Genomic DNA, 21,285 nt, shown 5'->3' on the forward strand with positions numbered 1-21,285 from the left:
AACTTTAGCTGGTTGCTCAGTTGCTACTGGCTCTTCAACTTTAGCTGGTTGCTCAGTTGCTACTGGCTCTTCAACTTTAGCTGGTTGCTCATCTTGAACTGTTTCAACTTTTGCTAAGTCTTCAGCTGCAATAGCTTGTTCAACTTGTTGTGAAGCATCAACAGGCGTTTCTTCTGATTTAGCTTTTAGTTCTGCTTCATACTCAGCGGCAGCTTGATCAGCAACTGGTACAAATGCAGGTGCATCATCAGATTTAACTTCTGCTTCGCCTTCAGGACGACGACGACGTTGACCCGATGCACGAAGGTGACGTGGTGAGCGGCGTGAACGTGTACGTGTTTGGCCTTGCTCATCATCAGCATTTACAGCTTCATCAGTAGATTCAACATTTGCCACTTGTTCTTCTTTAACAGGTGTCTCTTCAACTTTAGCTGGTTTAGCTTCAACTGTTTCAGCAGGCGCTTGTGCTTGTTTTTCAACTACTGGCGTTTGCTCTTTAGTTTGCGGCTTATCGGCTACTACAGACTGCTCAGATGTTTGCTCTGTTGTTGTAGTTGCTTGCTCTGCGCTTTCATCTTGTACACGTACTTTTTTACGTACGTTACGACGTTGGCGACGAACTTTAGGCTTTTGCTCTTTTGGTTCTGCGGCTTGAGCAGGCTTAGAATCAGTATCAGTTTTAGCCGTTGTATCTGCTTTAGTTTGATCTTTATCTGCGTTTTTATGCTCAGGGCGTTTACGAGAATTAGGGTTACGACGTCGCTTATTGCGATTTTCGTTTCTTTCTTGAGTCTCATTAGTTGCTGTTGAGTCTGTTTTAACTTCTTCTTCAGCCCCTTGGCGCTCGTTGCGAGGTTTTGAACGTGGGTTATTACGACGACGCTGATTGTTATTACGGCGGCGATTATCGTTACCACGACGGTTGTTATTATTGCGAGTTTCTTGCTGCTGTTTCTCAACGGCTGCTTTTTTCTCTTCTTCAGATTCACTCGCGAATAACGACTTAAACCAATTACCGATAGCAGCTAATAAGCCACCTTCAGTTTTAGTTTGTACTGGTGCAGCAGGTGCTACTGCTTTTGCAGGCGCAGCTTGTGGAGCCGGAGTTGAAGGCATTACAACGCCTTTTAACATAGGCTCTTCACGTACTGGTGTAGAAGGAGACTTAGACATTTCGAATGCTTCAGGCTCTGGTGCAACAACTTGCTCGTAACTTACTGTTTCAAGTGTTTCGTCTTTACGTAAACGCATTACTTCGTAGTGTGGTGTTTCCATGTGTTGATTAGGAATAATCACAACATCACATTTGTGGTGCTTTTCAATACGGTGAACGCTACGGCGTTGCTCATTTAACAAATAAGCAGCAACAGCAACAGGCACTTGTGCATTTACTTGTGCTGTATTGTCTTTAATTGCTTCTTCTTCAATTAAGCGAAGAATAGAAAGTGCAATTGATTCGTTAGAACGAATAGTACCTTGGCCGCTACAACGTGGACATGGGCCTTGGCTTGCTTCACCTAGTGAAGGACGCAAACGCTGGCGCGACATCTCTAGTAAACCAAAACGAGAAATTTTGCCTATTTGTACGCGAGCACGATCTGGTCTAGCAGCATCTTTTAAACGGTTTTCAACTTCGCGTTGATGACGTGGAGGTGTCATATCAATGAAGTCGATAACGATTAAGCCACCTAAGTCGCGTAAACGTAATTGGCGTGCAATTTCGTCTGCAGCTTCTAGGTTGGTATTAAGAGCTGTTTCCTCAATATCGCCGCCTTTAGTTGCTTTAGACGAGTTGATATCGATTGAAGTAAGTGCTTCAGTTGGGTCAATTACAATTGAACCACCAGACGGTAGACGAACTTCTCGTTGGAACGCAGACTCAATTTGGCTTTCAATTTGGTAATGCGTAAATAACGGCGTGTCACCTTGATAAAGCTTAACACGGCTCATAAAGTCAGGGCGAAAACGCTCAATGTGCGCTTTAGCTTCTTCAAAAACACGTGGTTTATCAATTAGGATTTCGCCAATATCACGACGTAAATAGTCACGTATTGCACGGAAAATTACATTGCTTTCTTGGTGAATTAAAAACGGCGCTTTAGCACTGTCGGCTGCTTGTTTAATTGCGTCCCAATGTACTAATAATGCTTTTAAATCGTAGTTAAGTTCTTCAAACGATTTGCCAACACCCGCTGTACGAACAATTAAGCCCATACCTTTAGGAAGTTCTAGACGGCTAAGCGCTTCTTTTAGTTCAGTGCGCTCATCACCTTCAATACGGCGAGAAATACCGCCAGCACGAGGGTTGTTTGGCATAAGGACTAAATAGCTACCTGCAACACTGATAAAAGTAGTTAGCGCTGCGCCTTTTTGGCCGCGTTCTTCTTTATCAACTTGTACTATTACTTCTTGACCTTCTTTTATAACGTCGCGAATGTTCGGACGGCCATGAAAAGTATAACCTTGTGGGAAGTATGTACGGGCAATTTCTTTTAAAGGAAGGAAACCATGGCGGTCAGCACCGTAGTCAACAAATGCTGCTTCAAGAGATGGTTCAATGCGAGTGATTTTGCCTTTGTAAATATTGGCTTTTTTCTGTTCGTGACCTGGGCTTTCGATATCTAAATCATAAAGGCGCTGGCCATCAACCAGTGCTACGCGCATTTCTTCTTGCTGCGTTGCATTGATTAGCATACGTTTCATATTGTTACTCTACTTAATTTTTGTCGCTGACATGACGATGTTTTATCGCCTGTTCAGTTGTTCCTATTTTTAGAATATACAGCCTCACGACTGGGTCTTTAACGGAACTGCTCTGTATTTCGTATGCAGTATTTTTAAATGCTGGCAAACAATAGCGTGTAATCACACTATTAAATTCTTTATGGTGCTAAAACTGTCGGCTTTTCAGCTACGTTACACGTTTTACCCAGAAGTCGGCCTGTCATATCAATCTTACTAAATGTCATTCATATTAGGCGCGTAGGGCTCATAAGATGGTGAGCTGAGCATATTTGATGCTTAGCTAATAGCCAGTTTACGAGCAGAGTCGCTGCCAATGTTAATGAACGCTTATTTATTAGATTTTTTTAGTTCTAAATAAGCTGCTGTACGGTACTACAATAATTGAGCTAGTGCTGAACGACGCGTTTTTACGTCGTCACTATCAGACAAATTATCTGTTCATTGCTTTTTCTAGTACGTTAAAAGTCACTTCATGTTCAAACTTAAGCAGCAATATATTACGCGCATTGCTGTTAATTGATCGCACGTGTTAACTGAGGAGGCATAAAAGCTTTGGAAAACTTAACTCGGATCTGTATGATCGGCTACCCAGAATGTGCATCACGAATCTTTTAATGTGTTAAAAAGCACCGTTGTTATTTGCAAATACTAAATATTTGCGCTGCTGATTATCCCACTATTTTTACCGTGTTAGCAACTAAATTATTTTACTTAAATCAGTGATTAGGCAATGTCAGAAAAAACCGGCTTACAAGTATCTTTTGTTACAATCAACGAAGACCATTTAGGTCAGCGTATTGATAACTTTCTTATTACCCATTTAAAAGGGGTGCCTAAAAGCGCAGTTTATAAAATTCTTCGTAAAGGTGAGGTACGTGTAAACAAAAAACGTATTAAACCTGTTTATAAGTTACAGCTAGACGATGTAGTGCGTATACCACCTATTAGAGTGTCTGAGCGTGAAGAGTTTGTACCCTCTAAACTAGATAAAGTAACTCGCCTTGAAGACGATATTTTGTTTGAAGATAAATACCTAATTGTAATCAACAAACCTTCGGGTATGGCTGTGCATGGTGGTAGTGGTTTAAGTTATGGACTAATAGAGGCTTTGCGTGCACTTCGCCCTGATGAGCGCAGTCTTGAGCTTGTACACAGGCTAGACCGTGACACGTCGGGTTGTTTATTAATTGCTAAACGCCGCTCAGTATTAACAGCATTACATGAACAGTTACGCGAAAAAACGATGGAAAAAAACTACTGGGCGCTTGTAGAAGGTCAGTGGGATTCTAAAACGAAAAACGTGACTGAGGGTTTGCGTAAAAATACGCTTAAATCGGGCGAGCGAGTAGTGCGAGTAGATAATGCTGAGGGTAAACCTTCGCATACTCGCTTTAAAGTGCTTGAGCGATTTAACGATTGCTCACTTGTACAGGCATCGCCAGTGACAGGTAGAACGCATCAAATTCGTGTGCATACTCAATGTAAAGGTCACCCTATAGCGTGTGATGATAAGTATGGCGACCAAGGGTTTGACGAATCTATGCGTAAAGTTGGTTTAAATCGTTTATTTTTACACGCACACGATTTAAGTTTTTACCACCCTAAAAACGAAACTACTATGCGTATAGAAGCCCCACTGGATAAAACACTTAAAAATACGTTATTAAAATTACGAGATGCAAAACAGTGATAAAAGCAGCGCCAATTAAAAAGTATAAGCTGGTTATTTTTGATTGGGATGGCACTGTAATGAATTCAGTCGGCAAAATAGTTAACTGTATTCGACAAAGTGCTTTGTCGCTTAATATAACGCCGCCAAGTAATGATGCAATTAAGAATATAATTGGTTTGTCACTTGAGCGTGCTATTGACGTTTTATTTCCTGAGCAGGTAGAACATCAAAAGGCTTTAATTGAAGGTTATAAACATCAATACCGTGTTGATATGACGCCAACGCCCGTTTTTGATGATGTTGCAAGTGTACTTAGCGCCTTACAAAAGCAAGGAATAATGTTAGCTGTTGCCACAGGTAAAGGGCGAGATGGACTAGAGCGCTTACTTGATCAAAGCCAGCTTAGGCAATTTTTTAGTGCAACACGTACAAGTGATGACGCACAGTCTAAGCCATCGCCAGATATGCTTTATCAGTTATTGCAAGAACTTGGCGTAAGCGCCGATGATGCTGTAATGATAGGTGATACAAAAATTGATATGGCAATGGGCAAAGCCGCAAATATGGACCGTATAGGCGTTACTATGGGTGTACATAATGCCCAGCAGTTAAGTGAATTAACACCTGTTGCAACTGTTGATAATTACCAGCAGTTGCACCAAGTATTACTCGGTTAGTAATTTAACTTGCTTGAGGTGTTTGAGCCGCTAATACATCAATACCAAACTCAGCTAATAATTGGCTGAGTTTAATTAGCGGTAAGCCTATTAGGCTATTAGGATCGTCCCCGTTTAACTTTTCAAATAAACAAATACCTAACCCTTCACTTTTAAAACTCCCCGCACAGTTATAGGGTTGCTCAGCATCGCAGTATGCTTCAATTTGTTCACGGGTAAGTGCTTTAAAAACAACTTCGAATGGTTCTATTAAGGTTTTTGCTTTATTACTGGTAATATCGTAAACACAAAGGCCAGTTAAAAATGTTACAGTATTGGCGCTAAATAAAGATAACTGCTTAATAGCATTTTGTTTATTATGTGGTTTACCTAAAATTTGATTGTTAAATACAGCAACCTGATCAGAGCCGATAGCAAGGCCCGTGCTAAAGTGTTGTGTTGCAGCACGCGCTTTCAACTCACTCAAGCGTTTGACTAGCTGCTCAGGCGCTTCGTTTGCTTGTGGTGACTCGTCAATATCTGGCGAAAATGATTCAAATGGCAGATTAAATTTTTGTAATAAAGACTGCCTAAAAGGCGAGCTTGACGCTAATATAAGTGGGTACTTCATGGATTATTTTCCTAATGAAAATCAGTTTGAGTTAGGATAAATCAGATCCGTAAGTAAAACACGTGAAAAACTACCTGAAAATGGTTTTTTACTTTGACTAACCAACTAACTATCTATATGATGCAGCCCCTATGCAAAAGGTGAAAATTCCCATCACTCTTCATCCAGGCAAAGCAGCACAGCACCGTTTATCGTATGACGGAATTGTACCGCTTGAAAAACTTACTCGTTTAGAGAAAGTTGTGCAGGAAGAAGTAGGTGAAATAGCGGTAAAAATTCATTGCAAAAACGACGACCAAGGTTTAGTTGTGATTCGCGGCAATTTGTCCACACACGTAACTGTCACTTGTCAACGTTGTAATGGTGATTTAGGGTTGGATTTGGTTCAAGATTTTGTTTGTTCGCCAGTAGGTGAAGATACAGATTTAGATATTTTTCCAGAAGACTACGATGAAGTAGCGCTTGATGAAAATGGTGAAATTAACGTTTTTGATTTAATTGAAGACGAACTAATTTTAGCAATTCCATTAGTTGCCACTCACAACGAAGCTTCATGCAGTTATTCAGCAAAGCCTGCCAGCTTTGGTGTGTTAAAGGCGGAAGATGATAAACCTAATCCATTTGATATTTTGAAACAACTTAAGAAAGATTCTTAGGAGAAGACTATGGCTGTACAAAAAAGCAAAAAGTCTCGTGCAAGACGCGGCATGCGCCGTTCACACGATGCGATCAGTGGTCCAACTTTAACTGTAGACCAAACATCTGGTGAGACTCATCGTCGTCACCATGTGACTGCAGATGGTTACTACAAAGGCGTTCAAGTAATTTCTAACTAAGAGATTGCTTTTATGCTGACTAATCTAACCATAGCGTTAGATATGATGGGGGGCGATTATGGCCCCCGTTCATCTATCCCCGCTGCCGTTTGCGCAGTAAATGCTCATGCCAATTTAACGCTTATATTGTGTGGTAACGAGCAAGTAATACAAAATGAACTCGAATCCCTCGATTCTTTATCTCACCCAAGACTTATTATTCGCCATTGTAGTGAAATAGTTACTAATGCCTGCGAACCGGCAATTGCTGTGCGTTCAAAAAAAGACTCTTCTATGCGTGTTGCCCTTGATTTAGTTAAATCAGGTGAGGCTCAAGCGTGTGTTAGCTCGGGTAATACCGGCGCATTATTTTTTATGGCACATTATGTATTAAAAATGCTGCCAGGCGTTAAGCGTCCAGCATTAATATCTGCGGTACCTACCGAGCAAGAAAACCCTGTTTATTTACTCGATTTAGGCGCAAATGTGCACTGCGATGCAGAAGTATTGTATCAGTTTGGCATTATGGGCTCAGTGGTTGCTGGGCAAGCTCTTGACTGCGAAAATCCCAAAGTAAGTTTACTAAACATTGGTGCAGAAGATATAAAAGGTCATGAAGGTATTAAACAAGCCGCGCAACTTATGCAGCAAAGCCCTTATATAAATTACACTGGCTATAGTGAAGGCAGTGATATTTTTTCAGGCAAGGCTGATGTAATCGTATGTGAAGGGTTTGTTGGCAACGTCGCATTAAAAACCTGTGAAGGTATCGCTAAACTTATTATGAATAAGTTTACAAAAGCCCTTGAAAAGCACTTAGTTTACAAATGCATGGCCTTTATTCTTAAGCCCGTTATAAAAAAACTCTATAATAGGGTGAACCCCGACCAGTATAACGGTGCTTCTCTGGTAGGATTGCGCGGTATTGTGGTTAAAAGCCATGGAAATGCATCAGCTAAAGCATTTCAAGCAGCAATCGATGAAGCGGTAAAAGAAGTTGAACGCCAACTTCCAGATAAAATAGCCGCAATTTTCGAAAAAACACATTCTAATGATACGGCGGCCCATTAAATTTTAGGTGCCGTATTAATTACATATTATTTTTTGTTTAATTAAAAAGAGCAAAGTATGGCACAAAAAATTGCACTTCTATTTCCAGGTCAAGGCTCTCAAAGCGTTGGCATGTTGAGCGAGCTGTTAGAAAGCTCAGATATTGTAAAAGCAACATTTGCAGAGGCGTCGAACGCATTAGGTTATGACCTTGCTGCACTTGTGCTTAATGGCCCAGAAGAAAGCCTTAACCAAACTCACCGTACTCAACCAGCATTATTAACTGCAAGTGTGGCTATTTACCGTCATTGGTTAGCAGAAAATCCAGATGCAGAAATTGTAATGGCAGGGCACAGCTTAGGTGAATATTCAGCTTTAGTATGTAGCGACGTTGTAAGCTTGAGCGAAGCGGTAAAGCTTGTTGAAAACCGTGGTTTATACATGCAAGAAGCAGTACCTGCGGGCGTAGGCTCTATGGCCGCTATTATAGGTTTGGGTGATGACGAAATTAAAGCTGCATGTGATCAATCAGCGCAGGGCGAAGTTGTTTCTCCAGTAAATTATAACTCACCAGGGCAAGTTGTTATTGCAGGGCATAAAGCGGCTGTAGATAGAGCATCGCAAGCATGTAAAGACGCGGGTGCAAAACGTGCATTACCACTGAGCGTAAGTGTACCGTCGCATTGTGAGCTAATGAAACCAGCAGCAGAAAAACTGGCTAATGATCTCGCTGCTTTAACATTTAATACACCTAAGTGTGATGTAATTAATAATGTTGATGTAAAAGCAGAAAGTACAGCGGATGCAATTAAAGATGCATTAGTACGTCAATTATATAGCCCAGTGCGCTGGACTGAAACAGTACAAGCTTTGGTTGCACAAGGTATAACGCAAAGCTACGAATTTGGCCCAGGTAAAGTATTAACTGGTCTTGCAAAACGAATTGATAAGGCAATGGTTTGTGGCTCAGTAAATGATGCCGCGTCAATCGATGCTGCTAAATAAGAGTATATATAATGACTAATTTATTTTCTTTAGAGGGCAAAGTTGTCCTTATTACAGGTGCTAGCCGTGGTATTGGTAAAGCAATAGCTAATACACTCGTAGCACAAGGTGCAAAAGTAGCGGGTACTGCGACAAGTGAATCAGGCGCAGCTAAAATTAGTGAGTATTTAGCTGATAACGGTAAAGGTTATGCATTAAACGTAACTGATCCTGCTTCGATTGAGACAACACTTGCCGCGATAAAAGCTGACTTTGGTGATGTTGATGTACTAGTAAATAATGCGGGTATTACTCGCGATAATTTATTAATGCGTATGAAAGAGAACGAGTGGGACGATATTATCGACACTAACTTAAGCTCTATCTTTCGCTTATCAAAAGCAGTTTTACGTCCAATGATGAAGAAGAAAAATGGCCGTATTATTAACATAGGCTCAGTTGTGGGCACTATGGGTAATGCAGGGCAAGCTAATTACGCTGCGGCAAAGGCTGGCGTAATTGGTTTTTCTAAGTCACTTGCACGTGAAGTTGCATCTCGTGGGATTACAGTAAATGTAGTGGCACCTGGTTTTATTCAAACTGATATGACAGATGATTTAACTGACGATCAAAAAGCAGCTACGCTTGCTAACGTACCTGCGGGTCGCTTAGGTCAGCCAGATGAGATTGCAGCAGCAGTGTGTTATTTAGCATCTGACGCAGCTGCGTACGTATCAGGCGAAACTTTGCATGTAAATGGCGCGATGTACATGGTTTAATAGCCAGCGTACTTACATTGACACTAAATTAAGTTAAGTAAGTTACCTCAAAAAGATTGAATTTTTTGTGATCTTGCTTTAAACATACTTGAAATCGCTGTGAAAATAAGCGATAAAAGACAAAATAGACACTCAGAGGTTTGACCAGACAATTATTTATGGTCAAATCATTGAATCAGAGAATTATGCGGCGTAAACTACGCCGCAATCTGAAAATAACGCATTGGCGTTTTTAATAAAGGAAAGAAGAATGAGCGATATCCAAGAACGCGTAAAGAAAATTATCATTGAACAACTAGGTGTTAAAGAAGAAGAAGTTAAAAACGAATCTTCTTTCGTAGATGACCTAGGTGCAGATTCTCTTGATACTGTTGAACTAGTTATGGCTCTTGAAGAAGAGTTTGACACTGAGATCCCAGATGAAGAAGCTGAGAAGATCACTACAGTACAAACTGCTATCGATTACGTTACAGCTCACGCTGAGTAATTAATCGCAAGTTAAAGGCAGCATTCGCTGCCTTTAATTTTTATATCCAAACCACCTCAAAGTTCATGATTCAAACTCACCCTTATTTATCGTTAATGCATGTGTTTTTTAAAGCACGTATTTAGTAGAGTTTGAGACTCGCACTTTGAGGTCGCTTGGGTATGAATTCCCTTTGTAATACCAATTCGATTTAAACTTAGTAAGTTAATAAGCTTACTAAAATAATAATATTTTAATCAATTGGTGAAAATATCCCTTATTGGAGGCAAACCGTGGCTAAACGTCGAGTCGTCGTAACTGGCTTAGGAATGTTGACGCCGCTAGGTAATGATGTTCAATCAACCTGGCAAGGCTTATTAGATGGTAAAAGTGGTATTCAAACAATAACACACTTTGATACATCAAAATTTGGTACTAAATTCGCTGGTTTAATTAATGACTTTGATGCAACTGCATACATGTCAGCGAAAGATACTAAAAAAATGGACTTGTTTATTCAGTACGGTATTGCGGCGGGTGTTCAAGCCTTTAAAGATTCTGGCCTTGAAATCACTGAACAAAACGCAACACGTATTGGTGTAGCAGTTGGCTCAGGTATTGGTGGTCTTACACTCATTGAAGAGAACCACATTAAGCTACTTAATAGCGGCCCTCGAAAGCTTTCTCCATTTTATGTGCCTTCTACCATAATAAATATGATTTCGGGTCATTTATCAATGATGCATGGGCTTCGTGGTCCTAACATCTCTATTGTTACTGCTTGTACTACGGGGTTGCATAACATAGGCCATGCAGCGCGCATGATTGCTTACGGTGATGCCGATGCAATGGTTGCCGGTGGTGCAGAAAAAGCGTGTACACCAATTGGTATGGGCGGCTTTAATGCAGCTCGTGCGTTATCTACACGTAATGACGACCCACAAGCAGCTTCTCGCCCGTGGGACAAAGACCGAGATGGTTTTGTGCTTTCAGACGGTGCAGGTGTTGTTGTAGTTGAAGAGTACGAACACGCTAAAGCGCGTGGCGCTAAAATTTATGCTGAGCTGGTTGGCTTTGGCATGAGCGGTGATGCATACCATATGACCTCACCACCAGAGGACGGTGCAGGGGCTGCGCTTGCTATGCAAAATGCATTAAACGATGCCCAAGTAAATGCAGAGCAAGTTGGTTATATTAACGCGCACGGTACATCTACCAATGCTGGCGATAAAGCAGAAACTGCAGCTGTTAAATCTATTTTTGGCAATGCCGCAAAAGATGTAATGGTAGGCTCATCTAAATCAATGATGGGTCACTTGCTAGGGGCAGCAGGCTCGGTTGAATCGATTATTTCTATTTTATCGTTAACTGATCAAAAAGTGTCGCCAACCATTAACCTTGATAACCCAGATGATGGCTGTGATCTAGATTACATTGCTCATACTGCACGTGACGCAAAGTTGGACTTTGCTTTATGTAACTCGTTTGGTTTTGGTGGTACTAATGGCTCGTTGCTATTTAAAAAGGTATAATCTTTTTAACAACGAACAAAATTATAAAAGCTCAGTTGTTTAACTGGGCTTTTTTTATATGCCAAATTAAATGCAAACAATAATAACGACAGATCAAAATAGCACTTTAAGCACCCAAGATAGAGGCTTAAATTATGGTGATGGCTTTTTTACTACAGCTAAAGTTGTTGATGGAAAAGTGCAGTATTGGCCATATCATAAAGCACGTTTAACTGAATGCGCGCAAAGGCTTGGCTTTCCAAATATTAATTTTACTGAGCTAAAAGAGCACATAGGCAATTGTATTCAATCATACAAACTAAATGTGCTTAAGATTGTCGTTACTCGCGGAGAAGGCGGACGGGGTTATAGCTTACCTACTGAGTGTAATTTAACTATTCTACTCAATGTTACTGCCTATCCTCAAAATTATTTGAGCCTACATCAAGAGGGTGTAAGCCTAGCAATAAGCCCTATTAAATTAGGGGCTCAGCCTTTACTTGCTGGCCTTAAAACCCTTAACCGTTTAGAGCAAGTTTTAATAAAAAAAGCTATGCAGAATGAAAGTTGCGATGACGTTATAGTACTTGATTACAACAATAATGTTATTGAAGCCTCTGCGGCTAATATATTTGCGATTAAAGGGGGCCGTGTTTTTACTCCAAAGCTTGAGGAGTGCGGGATCAAAGGGGTTTATCTGCAATCGTTATGTGATAAATTAGCTATAGAATTTAAAGTGGTTAGCGTTGAGGATTTAAAACAAGCAGACGCTGTTTTTGTATGTAATAGCTTAATGGCGGCCATACCGGTTAAAAGCATTGAGTCGCGTATATTTGACGTATCAAAAAGTCAGTTGCTATTAAAAGAATTATTAGCCAAGGAGGCTAAGTGTTAAAAGTTACTTTATCGGTAGTATTACTTGCCATTATTACCACAATTGTAGGATATCAGCAGTTACAAGCGACTATAACAAGCCCTTTGTTAGTCTCGACGAATCCCCATTTTGAAGTGAAAAAAGGCACAGGTTTTAACCAGTTGTGCAAACAATGGCAAGTTAAAGGCTGGGTTGAAGACTGCTTGCGGTATCAAGTCGTTGCTAAGTTAGATCCCACCCTGACTGATTTAAAAGCAGGGCTCTATGAACTCACTTCAGATAGTGTGATCAATAATATAAAAAAAATTAATCAAGGAGAGCAAGTCAGCTTTAGTTTTACCATTATTGAAGGGCAAAACTTACGTGAAGTGCTAAACACTGTTAAAACAGCAACTAACCTACAAAACGATTTAAAAGATGATGCGCTAAGTATGCAAATCCTCGACAGTGATATGTATTTAGAAGGCTGGCTATTCCCAGATACTTATCACTATCACAATAACGACACAGCAAGCAGTGTATTAAAACGTGCAGCGCAAAAAATGCAGCAAGTGCTAGATGATGCATGGCAGAAACGCAGTGACGATTTACCTTACGATACAGCTTATAAAGCGTTGATAATGGCTTCAATAATAGAAAAAGAAACCGGCCTTGCCAGCGAGCGCCCGTTAATAGCCTCAGCTTTTGTAAATAGATTAAATACGAATATGCGGTTGCAAACCGATCCTACCGTCATATACGGAATAGGCGCAAATTTTGATGGTGATATTAAAAGTAAAGATTTACGCGATTACACACCATACAACACGTATCGTATTAATGGCTTGCCACCAACACCGATAGCAATGCCATCTAAAGCTGCTATATTAGCCGCCGTTAACCCGCCGCAAAGTGACTATGTATACTTTGTTTCAAAAGGCGATGGTAGTCATCAATTTTCAACCACATTAAAGCAGCACAATGTGGCAGTTAACACTTATATTTTAAATAAAAAGAACTAACTTTTTTATGAAACCAAAATTTATAGTAATAGAAGGCCTTGAAGGCGCAGGTAAATCAACAGCGATTTCGCTATGCCAAGACTTTTTAAACAAGCAAAAAATAGACTTTATCAATGTCCGCGAACCAGGTGGTACGCCTTTAGCTGAATCATTACGAACGCTTGTAAAAGCTGAACACGAAGAAGAAATCGCTTTTGAAACCGAGCTACTTATTATGTACGCGGCGCGCTCTCAGTTAATGCATAACGTCATTAATCCAGCGCTTGATAAAGGCCAATGGGTACTTGCAGATCGCCACGATTTATCGTCTCAGGCATATCAAGGTGGAGGGCGTGGTATTAGCTCTAATACATTGGCCTCACTTTCGTCTATGGTATTAAAAGGGTTAAAACCCGATTTAACTATTTATCTTGATATAGACCCAGTTATTGGCCTTGAGCGAGCTAAAGGCCGTGGCGAGCTTGATAGAATCGAGCAAGAAGCCATTGAGTTTTTTCAGCGTACGCGTATGCGTTATGTTGAGCTTGCAAATGACGATAATACAATAAAAACAGTCGATGCAAACCAAAGTATTGATAAAGTACATCGCGATATAACTAACGTACTACATACGTTTTTTGAAGGCTTAAAATAATATGGCATTGCCATGGCTACATGATACTCAAGTTCGCTTAGCACAAAGCTTTCGTGCAAATCGATTTCATCATGCGCAATTATTTTGTGGGCCTGTAGGCGTGGGTAAATTTGCACTTGGTGATGAGCTTGCCAATGCACTTTTATGTCAAAATATTAATGAGCAAATAACGTCTGATAATGGTTTGCTCAAGCCTTGCGGGCACTGTAAAAGCTGCTCACTAACGCTTGCGGGTAATCACCCTGATAAGCGGTTAACGCAAGTTGATGGGCAAAGTATTGGCGTAGATGATATACGCGGTATCAGTGATTTTATGAATCATTCAGCGGCGCAAAATGGTAACAAAGTCGCCATTATAGAAAACTGTGAAAAAATGACCGTTGCTGCGGCTAATGCATTATTAAAAACGCTTGAAGAACCAACCAATAGCCGCTTTTTAATATTAACGACAAGCCAGCCTGCACAGCTTGCAGCCACTATTTTAAGCCGCTGCGCTAAAAGTGAGGTAAAAGTAACAAATAAAGCACTTGCAGAGCAATGGCTACAAACGTTAGAAATCCAACATTATAGTTGGCTCACTCTTTTTTATAACCAACCACTGCAAATAAAAAAGTGGCAAGAGCAAGAACAGCTAAATAATATTGATACACTTTATAAGTTTGCAACTGACTTTAAACAAAGCCATAATTTCAATGCGTTAGTCGATATAATAAATAAGCAGCCAGAGCTAGTACGTATATTTACGTTGTTTTTAAGTGAGCAATTAAAGCAGCAGCTCTTAAAGGGTATGAGCTTTGACTCTTATCAAAATGCACAGCATGCATTAGCTGAATTTTTACAAAATAATATTCAAGTACTGGGCCTTAATTTACCGCTTGCTGTATCGCGATTAGCATACACGTTACGCAATCAATAGGATTTATTATGCAAGAGCTTTTAGTAGATATAGATGATTTAGATGAGTTGTATAGTTGTTACATGCCTTATTTAAAAAAAGGCGGCCTATTTGTACGTACTAACATGCGTTACGAAGTAGGGCATTCTTTGGCGCTTCGCGTCACTTTGCCCGATGCCCTAGAGGACGATGTAGTAACCGGTAAGGTCGCGTGGATTACCCCGCAAGGTGCACAGAGCTCTAATCCACCAGGCATAGGCATTAGTTTCTTAGATGATAAAACAAACTTAAATGCTAAAATCGAAAAGCTATTAGGGACTATGTTAAACTCCGGTAATCCTACGTATACCATGTAGTTTTAAGCATAAATAAGTTTATGCCATTTCAACTTTATTGAGCTATTAGTGCTCTTTAATTAGTAACTTAAAACCATAAAACAATACAGGCCATATAGTGATTGTAGATTCTCATTGCCATTTAGATCGTCTTGATTTTGATAAACTAGATTTAAACCTTGACCAAGTACTTGATAAAGCACGTGCAAAGCAAGTTGAACATTTCTTATGCGTGAGTGTAACGCTTGACCAATTCCCAAGCATGCTTGATAAAATAAAACACTACGATGATGTTTCAGCTTCATGTGGTGTACACCCGCTTGATCAAAAAGACGCGCTTAACAAACAGCAATTAATCGATTTAGCTTCGCACCAAAAAGTAGTCGCTATTGGCGAAACGGGTCTTGATTATTACTACTCAAAAGATACGCATGCAGTTCAACAAGCAAGTTTTGTTGGCCACATAGAAGTAGCAAACGAATTACAAAAGCCTTTAATAATCCATACTCGCGATGCGCGAGAAGACACAATTAATTTAATGCGAGAACATAAAGCAGAAAATTGCGGTGGCGTACTGCATTGCTTTACAGAAGATTGGGATATGGCAAAAAAAGCAATTGATATGGGCTTTTATATTTCAATATCGGGTATTGTAACTTTTAAAAATGCAGTTGAACTCAAAGAAGTAGTAAAACAAATCCCACTTGATAGATTACTTATCGAAACCGATTCGCCGTATTTAGCGCCTGTCCCGTACCGAGGCAAAACAAATCAGCCAGCTTATGTTGAAGATGTAGCCTATTACATTAGCGAGCTTAAAGGCATTAGCTTTAACGAGCTTGCCAAAGCGACTACCGATAACTTCTACTCTTTATTTAAATTAGCAGCTAAAGGCTAACTACATGATTACTGATACGGCGCTACTTCCTATTTTATTAATGGGGCCAATGGTGCGCCGTGCAGAGCAAACGGGTGTGTGTATTCAGTTTGCCACTTCTAAACCTGCTACCTGCCAAATAAACCTCCTCGAACTCGAAAGCTATAGCGATCAACAAACGGTAGCTTTAGGTCAGCACTTATATTTACACTTTGTAATTATAAAGCCGGCAAGTACTATATTCCCGCTTGATAGCCTATTAGGCTACGAGCTTATTATAGATGGCAGCTTAGTTGATTTAGCCCCATGGTGTTTTTCAAGCCAAACTGCACCTGCATTTGTAATACCTAATAAACTTACAAATATACTACATGGCTCGTGCCGTAATGCGCACCACCCAGCAAAAGACAGCTTAGTGTCTGCAAGTCATTGGCAAAATACACAGCGAGGTAATAATAACCAAGGCGCTCAGCTTTTATTATTAAGCGGCGATCAGGTGTATGCTGATGACGTAGCGGGCCCTATGTTATTAGTTATTCACCAGTTAATTGACGTTTTGGGTATTTATAAAGAGCAAACCTTAGCGCTTAATCTGCCAGATGATATTAACGAACAACTTTATAATCGGCATTTATATTTACCAAAAACACCTTGGCAAAAGCGTCCTAAACTGGGTGTTGGCTATTGGCTTAAAAAAGACGAGCCGCATTTCTCTAGTGTAAAAGCCTACAACCACCTAATTCACTTTGAAGAGTACATTGCTCTATATTTACTAAATTTTAGTGCTTTAGTTTGGCAATGTGTAAATATTAAAGAAGCGAGTTACTTAGGTGAAAGTTCAAAAAATCAGACCATTTTTAATGCCGAAAAAACAGCACTAATTGACTATGCTAAAGGTCTTAACGAAGTAGAGCGGTTATTCGCTAATGTATCTACATTAATGATATTTGACGATCATGATGTAACCGACGATTGGAACCTCACCGCAGGGTGGGAGCAAGCTATTAATCAAAACCCGTGCAGTAAGCGCATTATTAATAATGGCCTAATTAGCTATTGGCTATTCCAAGGAATGGGGAATGACGCACTAATAAAAACAGGTGAGCTATTAACGCCTTTTAAGCAAAGTAAATCCGCTAATAATGTTTGGCAACTCCAAGCGTTTGATAAACCCTTAAACAATTTTAATTATTGGCATTATGAGTTAACAACAATACCAAAAGTTGTTGTGCTAGATACCCGCACACACCGATGGCGTAATGAGAGTAACTTTAATGAGCCTTCAGGGTTGCTCGACTGGGAAAGACTCACAGAGCTTGAAGAAAGTTTACTAAGCCACGATAAAGTTATAATTGTATCACCAGCCCCCGTTTTTGGTGTTAAATCAATAGAGGCAATACAAGCTATGTTTAACATGTGCGGCCAACCGCTCATGGTTGATGTAGAAAACTGGATGGCGCACGAAGGCTCAGCTAAAAAACTACTCGATACATTCAGACGAACCGACACCCCAAACGAAACGCTTATTTTATCGGGCGATGTACATTACTCATTTTGCTTTTCGGTGCAAAAGCGTTTTGGCGATCACCCCAATCGAATTTGGCAACTTACCGCCAGCGGTATCAAAAACGAATTTCCGCGTAAGCTAATTAACGTACTTGATAAGCTCGACTCAATATTATACGGCCCTAAAAGCCCGCTTAACTTTTTTACCAAACGCTGGCACATGGAAGTAGATAAACACCAAACCAAAGGCGAAGGTCAAAAGTATTTAGTAAGCGACTCCGCCATTAGTTTAATCACCCTAGAGCAGGGCGATTTAGCGCGCTACCAACTAATCCACGGCGACGGCCATTTAACTGAGTTTGATTTAGAAGAGCAGTAGTTTGTTCTAAAGGGCTTCCCCTGTAATGGTAAGAGCTGTTTTTTAAGGTTACCGATTAAAAGTTTTACTGGGTATCCTTCTGAAGTTTTTTACGCATATTCTGAGTGTTTTTAGTACAGTAAAATAAACGTCTAAAGTACAAGCTTTATCGCACTAATACAGTGCATCAAAAAACCAATATGGTGCAACAAAAAATTAACATAAAAACATCAAAAAGGATGCTTTTTTTTATTGAGTAGATTGTTGTGGTGTGTATAATAAAAATTCACATGGTAAGTGAAGTACATAAAGAAGGATCTTAGATTTTTTTATTCCTTTTTTGTGCTTTCATAAAGCAAAATAAAAGGAATTAAAGTGAAAGTATTAAAAGCAGTATTGCCAGTCGCAGGCCTTGGAACACGTATGCTGCCCGCGACAAAAGCCCTCCCTAAAGAAATGCTCCCTCTTGTAGACAAGCCGCTGATTCAATATGTAGTAAATGAAGCCGTAGCTGCAGGAATAAAAGAAATTGTACTTGTAACACATGCATCCAAAAACTCGATTGAAAACCATTTTGATACTAGCTTCGAGCTAGAGGCTACGCTTGAGGCACGAGTAAAACGTAGTCTTTTAGAAGAAGTGCGTTCTATAGTACCAAAAGATGTAACTGTAATTTCTGTAAGGCAGTCAGCTCCCTTAGGGCTTGGGCATGCTGTATTAGCTGCTCGCCCTATAGTTGGCGAAAATCCATTTGCAGTTATGCTACCAGATGTAATTATCGACAAATACCAATCAGACGCTAAAAAAGACAACTTAAGTCAAATGATTGATCGCTTTGATAAAACAGGTCACAACCAAGTAATGGTCGAACCTGTACCTCATGAACAAGTTCATCAATATGGTGTTGTAGATCTTGCAGGTAAAAAAATTAAAGCAGGCGAAAGTGCTGCTATTAAAAATATGGTTGAAAAACCAAATAATAATGAAGCACCAAGTAATTTAGCGATTACAGGGCGCTATGTTGTTTCAACTGCAATTTGGGATTTATTAGAATACACCCCACCCGGAGCCGGTGGGGAGATTCAGTTAACTGATGCATTACTGCAGCTTCGTCATCTAGAAACGTTAGAGGCATATCATTTAAAAGGCAAATCACATGATTGCGGCTCTAAACTTGGCTATATGCTTGCAAATGTTGAATATGCAATGCAATCAAGTCACCTTGGTAAAGAATTTACAGAACAAATAAAAAAACTAATCTAACTCACTGTTTAATAATGTTAATTTTAAAATGGTATGGCTGTAGCTAAGGTTATAATGCTTATAAAAAAAGATTATTTATACGCTTCAATTTGGGCATCATTAGCTGTTGGTTCATTACTGTTTAATACGATGTTTGGGGCTCTCGCTGCTTTAACTTTTTTAATAGCTGGTACAGTTTATGCTGCATCTGGAATTACCTATACATTAAAAGTATGCAGAATAAACTGGGAATTATTTTTAATACCGGGTTTGTGTTTAGCTTCGGTGGTTTGGTCTGATATTCCGGCTACAGCATTAAGAGCAAATATACAGTTATTGCTGACTACTATTTATGCTGTTGTTATCGCTAGCCGTTTACCACTTAATTTATTTTTAAGAGCCGCAGCCTTTATTATGTTAATTGCTATGTTTATGAGCTTGTTCTCATCCAGAACAGCTTTAAATGGGATGACAGGCGAAATAAGTTTAATTGGTATTTTTGGTAGTAAAAACTATCTCGCTGCAAATACATCGATGTGTATTGCATTAGCACTTACGCTAACGATGAATAATAAAATTGATATTTTTAGTCGATTATTAGGGGCAGTATTACTACTTACGTCAACTTTAGTGTTAGTTAAAGCAAAGTCATTAGGCGCGATTATTTTTGTCATAGGCAGTGTATTTATCAGTTTAGTTATTATTTTTTATCAGAACTTATCTCTAGATAAATTTACTAGGGGAAAACTTAATTGGCTTACAACTTTTGTATTTATATTTTGCATGTTCTTATTGGTTTATTCACTTATAAACGGAAGTTTTAATGAGCTAATGTATAGCGTAGGAAAAGACCCTACATTGACTGGTCGAACCCATTTATGGGAGAGAGGTGTATCTCTGATCTATGAGAGCCCTATTTTAGGAGTCGGCTTCCAGAGTCTATTTTACGTCGGGAATAATATAGCTGAGGATATTTGGGCCTTGCACCATGTAGAGTCAGGGGCTGGGTTTAATTTTCATAACATGTACGTAGATGTGGCTGTTGAGCTAGGTTTATTAGGTTTGTTTCTATATTTATATTTAATTGTAATATTTATAAGTAGAATATTCGATTTAGAACACATTCATTTAGGTAGTTCTCATTTCTTTGCAATATTGATTTTGAGTTACATGTTTTTACAAACATTTTTAGAAGCTGTTTGGTTTGAACAGTTTACGATTATCCACTTTTTTATGTGTATATCCTGGGTTTATTTAAAGGAAGATGAAAGTTATGAGTGATGAAGTACTTAAAGGTGTAGTTATTTTTGGCGGCTCAGGTTTTATAGGTTCTCACCTTATTGACAAGCTTATAGCTCAAGGATGTAAAAAAATTATTTCTGTGGATGTTAAAAAGCCTAAGGTTAAACGAGCAAGTGTAAATTACATCTTAGCAGATGTAAGGGATCTATCTTCTTTAGAGAAGTTTGATGGTGTTGAAAAAATTTATAATTTTGCAGCTATCCATACTACTCCAGGACATGAACACCATGAATACTATGAAACAAATGTATGTGGTGCAATTGAAGTATGTAAATACGCAGAAAGAGCAGGTATTGATCATATAATTTTTACTAGTTCGATTTCAGTCTATGGGCCCAGCGAAGAGCAAAAAACTGAAGAAACCGTGTTACAACCAGAGTCCTCTTATGGCTATTCTAAGATGATTGCAGAGAAAGTCCATAAAGAATGGCTTAATAAAGATTTAACAAAAAAACATTTAGTAATAGTAAGACCGGCAGTTGTATTTGGGCCTGGCGAAGGTGGTAACTTTACTAGGTTGGCAACATTACTTAGCAAAGGCATATTTATTTATCCTGGAAGAAAGAACACCATTAAAGCGTGCATATACGTAGATGATTTGCTTGAGGCTATTAATTTTGCTGAAGAACAAAACCAAACACTGATTACGTTTAATGGTGCATACCACCATGGCTACACTCTAGAAGATATCATAATAACTTTTCAGTCTAATCATTTTGAAAATGTGAAAACAGTCATGTTACCAAAAGCTTTTGTTCTTGGAGTGGCAAAAACTTTGCGTTTGTTTAATGCGTTTAATATAGGGATTCATCCAGATAGAGTAATGAAATTAGTGAAATCTACAGATGTTTACCCAGGCTGGTTAGTATCAAAAGGTAAAAAGTTTGATGGCGGAGTTGAGGTTGCATTAAGTAAATGGTCATCTGCTACAAATGGAAAGTTTAATTAGATA

Annotated in this window: 21 protein-coding genes; 19 read left to right on the forward strand and 2 right to left on the reverse strand. The window is 39.4% G+C overall.

Annotated features, from left to right (window positions below):
• Positions 1–2,703, reverse strand: a 2,703-nt coding sequence (rne, locus tag CWC11_RS18640) for a ribonuclease E (RefSeq protein WP_138683891.1), incomplete at its 3' end; no start/stop codon positions are given.
• A gap of 772 nt (positions 2,704–3,475) precedes the next feature.
• Between rne and rluC the strand changes: the two genes are divergently transcribed.
• Positions 3,476–4,435, forward strand: a complete 960-nt coding sequence (rluC, locus tag CWC11_RS18645) for a 23S rRNA pseudouridine(955/2504/2580) synthase RluC (RefSeq protein WP_138683892.1) — start codon at positions 3,476–3,478, stop codon at positions 4,433–4,435.
• On the forward strand, positions 4,432–5,094 hold the full coding sequence (locus CWC11_RS18650; protein ID WP_171038454.1) for an HAD-IA family hydrolase: 663 nt from the start codon (positions 4,432–4,434) through the stop codon (positions 5,092–5,094). Before rluC ends, CWC11_RS18650 begins: the two co-directional genes overlap by 4 nt.
• A 4-nt stretch (positions 5,095–5,098) precedes the next feature.
• Here the strand turns inward: CWC11_RS18650 and CWC11_RS18655 are convergent, their stop codons facing one another.
• Positions 5,099–5,704, reverse strand: a complete 606-nt coding sequence (locus CWC11_RS18655; RefSeq protein ID WP_138683893.1) for a Maf family protein — start codon at positions 5,702–5,704, stop codon at positions 5,099–5,101.
• Between the two features lie 131 nt (positions 5,705–5,835).
• Here CWC11_RS18655 and yceD point away from each other — a divergent pair, with 131 nt between their 5' ends.
• The 17 genes from yceD (at position 5,836) to CWC11_RS18740 (ending at position 21,282) form a co-directional block, all read left to right on the forward strand.
• Complete coding sequence (gene yceD / locus CWC11_RS18660) at positions 5,836–6,360, forward strand: 23S rRNA accumulation protein YceD (RefSeq protein ID WP_058549707.1); 525 nt, start codon at positions 5,836–5,838, stop codon at positions 6,358–6,360.
• A 9-nt stretch (positions 6,361–6,369) separates the two neighbouring features.
• Positions 6,370–6,540, forward strand: coding sequence for a 50S ribosomal protein L32 (gene rpmF, locus CWC11_RS18665; RefSeq protein WP_008109865.1), 171 nt, complete (start codon positions 6,370–6,372; stop codon positions 6,538–6,540).
• Positions 6,541–6,552: 12 nt separating this feature from the next.
• A complete protein-coding gene (plsX, locus tag CWC11_RS18670; protein ID WP_138683894.1) occupies positions 6,553–7,590 on the forward strand; it encodes a phosphate acyltransferase PlsX in 1,038 nt (345 codons plus the stop codon).
• A gap of 57 nt (positions 7,591–7,647) precedes the next feature.
• Positions 7,648–8,574, forward strand: coding sequence for an ACP S-malonyltransferase (gene fabD / locus CWC11_RS18675; RefSeq protein WP_138683895.1), 927 nt, complete (start codon positions 7,648–7,650; stop codon positions 8,572–8,574).
• Between the two features lie 11 nt (positions 8,575–8,585).
• A complete protein-coding gene (gene fabG, locus CWC11_RS18680) occupies positions 8,586–9,332 on the forward strand; it encodes a 3-oxoacyl-ACP reductase FabG (protein WP_138683896.1) in 747 nt (248 codons plus the stop codon).
• A gap of 250 nt (positions 9,333–9,582) precedes the next feature.
• Positions 9,583–9,819 carry an acyl carrier protein gene (acpP, locus tag CWC11_RS18685; RefSeq protein WP_002962377.1) on the forward strand — a complete coding sequence of 79 codons (237 nt, stop codon included), beginning with the start codon at positions 9,583–9,585 and terminating at the stop codon, positions 9,817–9,819.
• 272 nt (positions 9,820–10,091) lie between these two features.
• Positions 10,092–11,330, forward strand: a complete 1,239-nt coding sequence (fabF, locus tag CWC11_RS18690) for a beta-ketoacyl-ACP synthase II (protein WP_138683897.1) — start codon at positions 10,092–10,094, stop codon at positions 11,328–11,330.
• 70 nt (positions 11,331–11,400) lie between these two features.
• Positions 11,401–12,204, forward strand: a complete 804-nt coding sequence (gene pabC / locus CWC11_RS18695; RefSeq protein ID WP_138683898.1) for an aminodeoxychorismate lyase — start codon at positions 11,401–11,403, stop codon at positions 12,202–12,204.
• Positions 12,198–13,184 (forward strand): endolytic transglycosylase MltG, encoded by a 987-nt coding sequence (gene mltG, locus CWC11_RS18700; RefSeq protein ID WP_138683899.1) that lies wholly within the window; start codon positions 12,198–12,200, stop codon positions 13,182–13,184. Before pabC ends, mltG begins: the two co-directional genes overlap by 7 nt.
• A 7-nt stretch (positions 13,185–13,191) precedes the next feature.
• A complete protein-coding gene (gene tmk, locus CWC11_RS18705; protein WP_058549714.1) occupies positions 13,192–13,818 on the forward strand; it encodes a dTMP kinase in 627 nt (208 codons plus the stop codon).
• Position 13,819: 1 nt separating this feature from the next.
• Positions 13,820–14,734 carry a DNA polymerase III subunit gene (locus tag CWC11_RS18710; protein WP_138683900.1) on the forward strand — a complete coding sequence of 305 codons (915 nt, stop codon included), beginning with the start codon at positions 13,820–13,822 and terminating at the stop codon, positions 14,732–14,734.
• A gap of 8 nt (positions 14,735–14,742) precedes the next feature.
• The gene (locus CWC11_RS18715) at positions 14,743–15,069 is read left to right on the forward strand and encodes a PilZ domain-containing protein (RefSeq protein ID WP_058549716.1); all 327 of its coding nucleotides are present in this window, start codon (positions 14,743–14,745) and stop codon (positions 15,067–15,069) included.
• Between the two features lie 97 nt (positions 15,070–15,166).
• Positions 15,167–15,946, forward strand: a complete 780-nt coding sequence (locus tag CWC11_RS18720) for a TatD family hydrolase (protein ID WP_138683901.1) — start codon at positions 15,167–15,169, stop codon at positions 15,944–15,946.
• Between the two features lie 4 nt (positions 15,947–15,950).
• Complete coding sequence (locus CWC11_RS18725) at positions 15,951–17,810, forward strand: alkaline phosphatase D family protein (RefSeq protein WP_138683902.1); 1,860 nt, start codon at positions 15,951–15,953, stop codon at positions 17,808–17,810.
• A 354-nt stretch (positions 17,811–18,164) separates the two neighbouring features.
• The gene (gene galU / locus CWC11_RS18730; protein WP_138683903.1) at positions 18,165–19,052 is read left to right on the forward strand and encodes a UTP--glucose-1-phosphate uridylyltransferase GalU; all 888 of its coding nucleotides are present in this window, start codon (positions 18,165–18,167) and stop codon (positions 19,050–19,052) included.
• Positions 19,053–19,106: 54 nt separating this feature from the next.
• Positions 19,107–20,312, forward strand: a complete 1,206-nt coding sequence (locus tag CWC11_RS18735) for an O-antigen ligase family protein (protein WP_171038455.1) — start codon at positions 19,107–19,109, stop codon at positions 20,310–20,312.
• Positions 20,305–21,282 carry an NAD-dependent epimerase/dehydratase family protein gene (locus tag CWC11_RS18740; RefSeq protein ID WP_138683905.1) on the forward strand — a complete coding sequence of 326 codons (978 nt, stop codon included), beginning with the start codon at positions 20,305–20,307 and terminating at the stop codon, positions 21,280–21,282. The genes CWC11_RS18735 and CWC11_RS18740 overlap by 8 nt, the downstream gene beginning before the upstream one ends.
• The last annotated feature ends 3 nt before the right edge of the window (positions 21,283–21,285 follow it).

This window comes from Pseudoalteromonas sp. S3178, assembly GCF_005886985.1.
Taxonomy (GTDB): Bacteria; Pseudomonadota; Gammaproteobacteria; order Enterobacterales; family Alteromonadaceae; genus Pseudoalteromonas; species Pseudoalteromonas carrageenovora.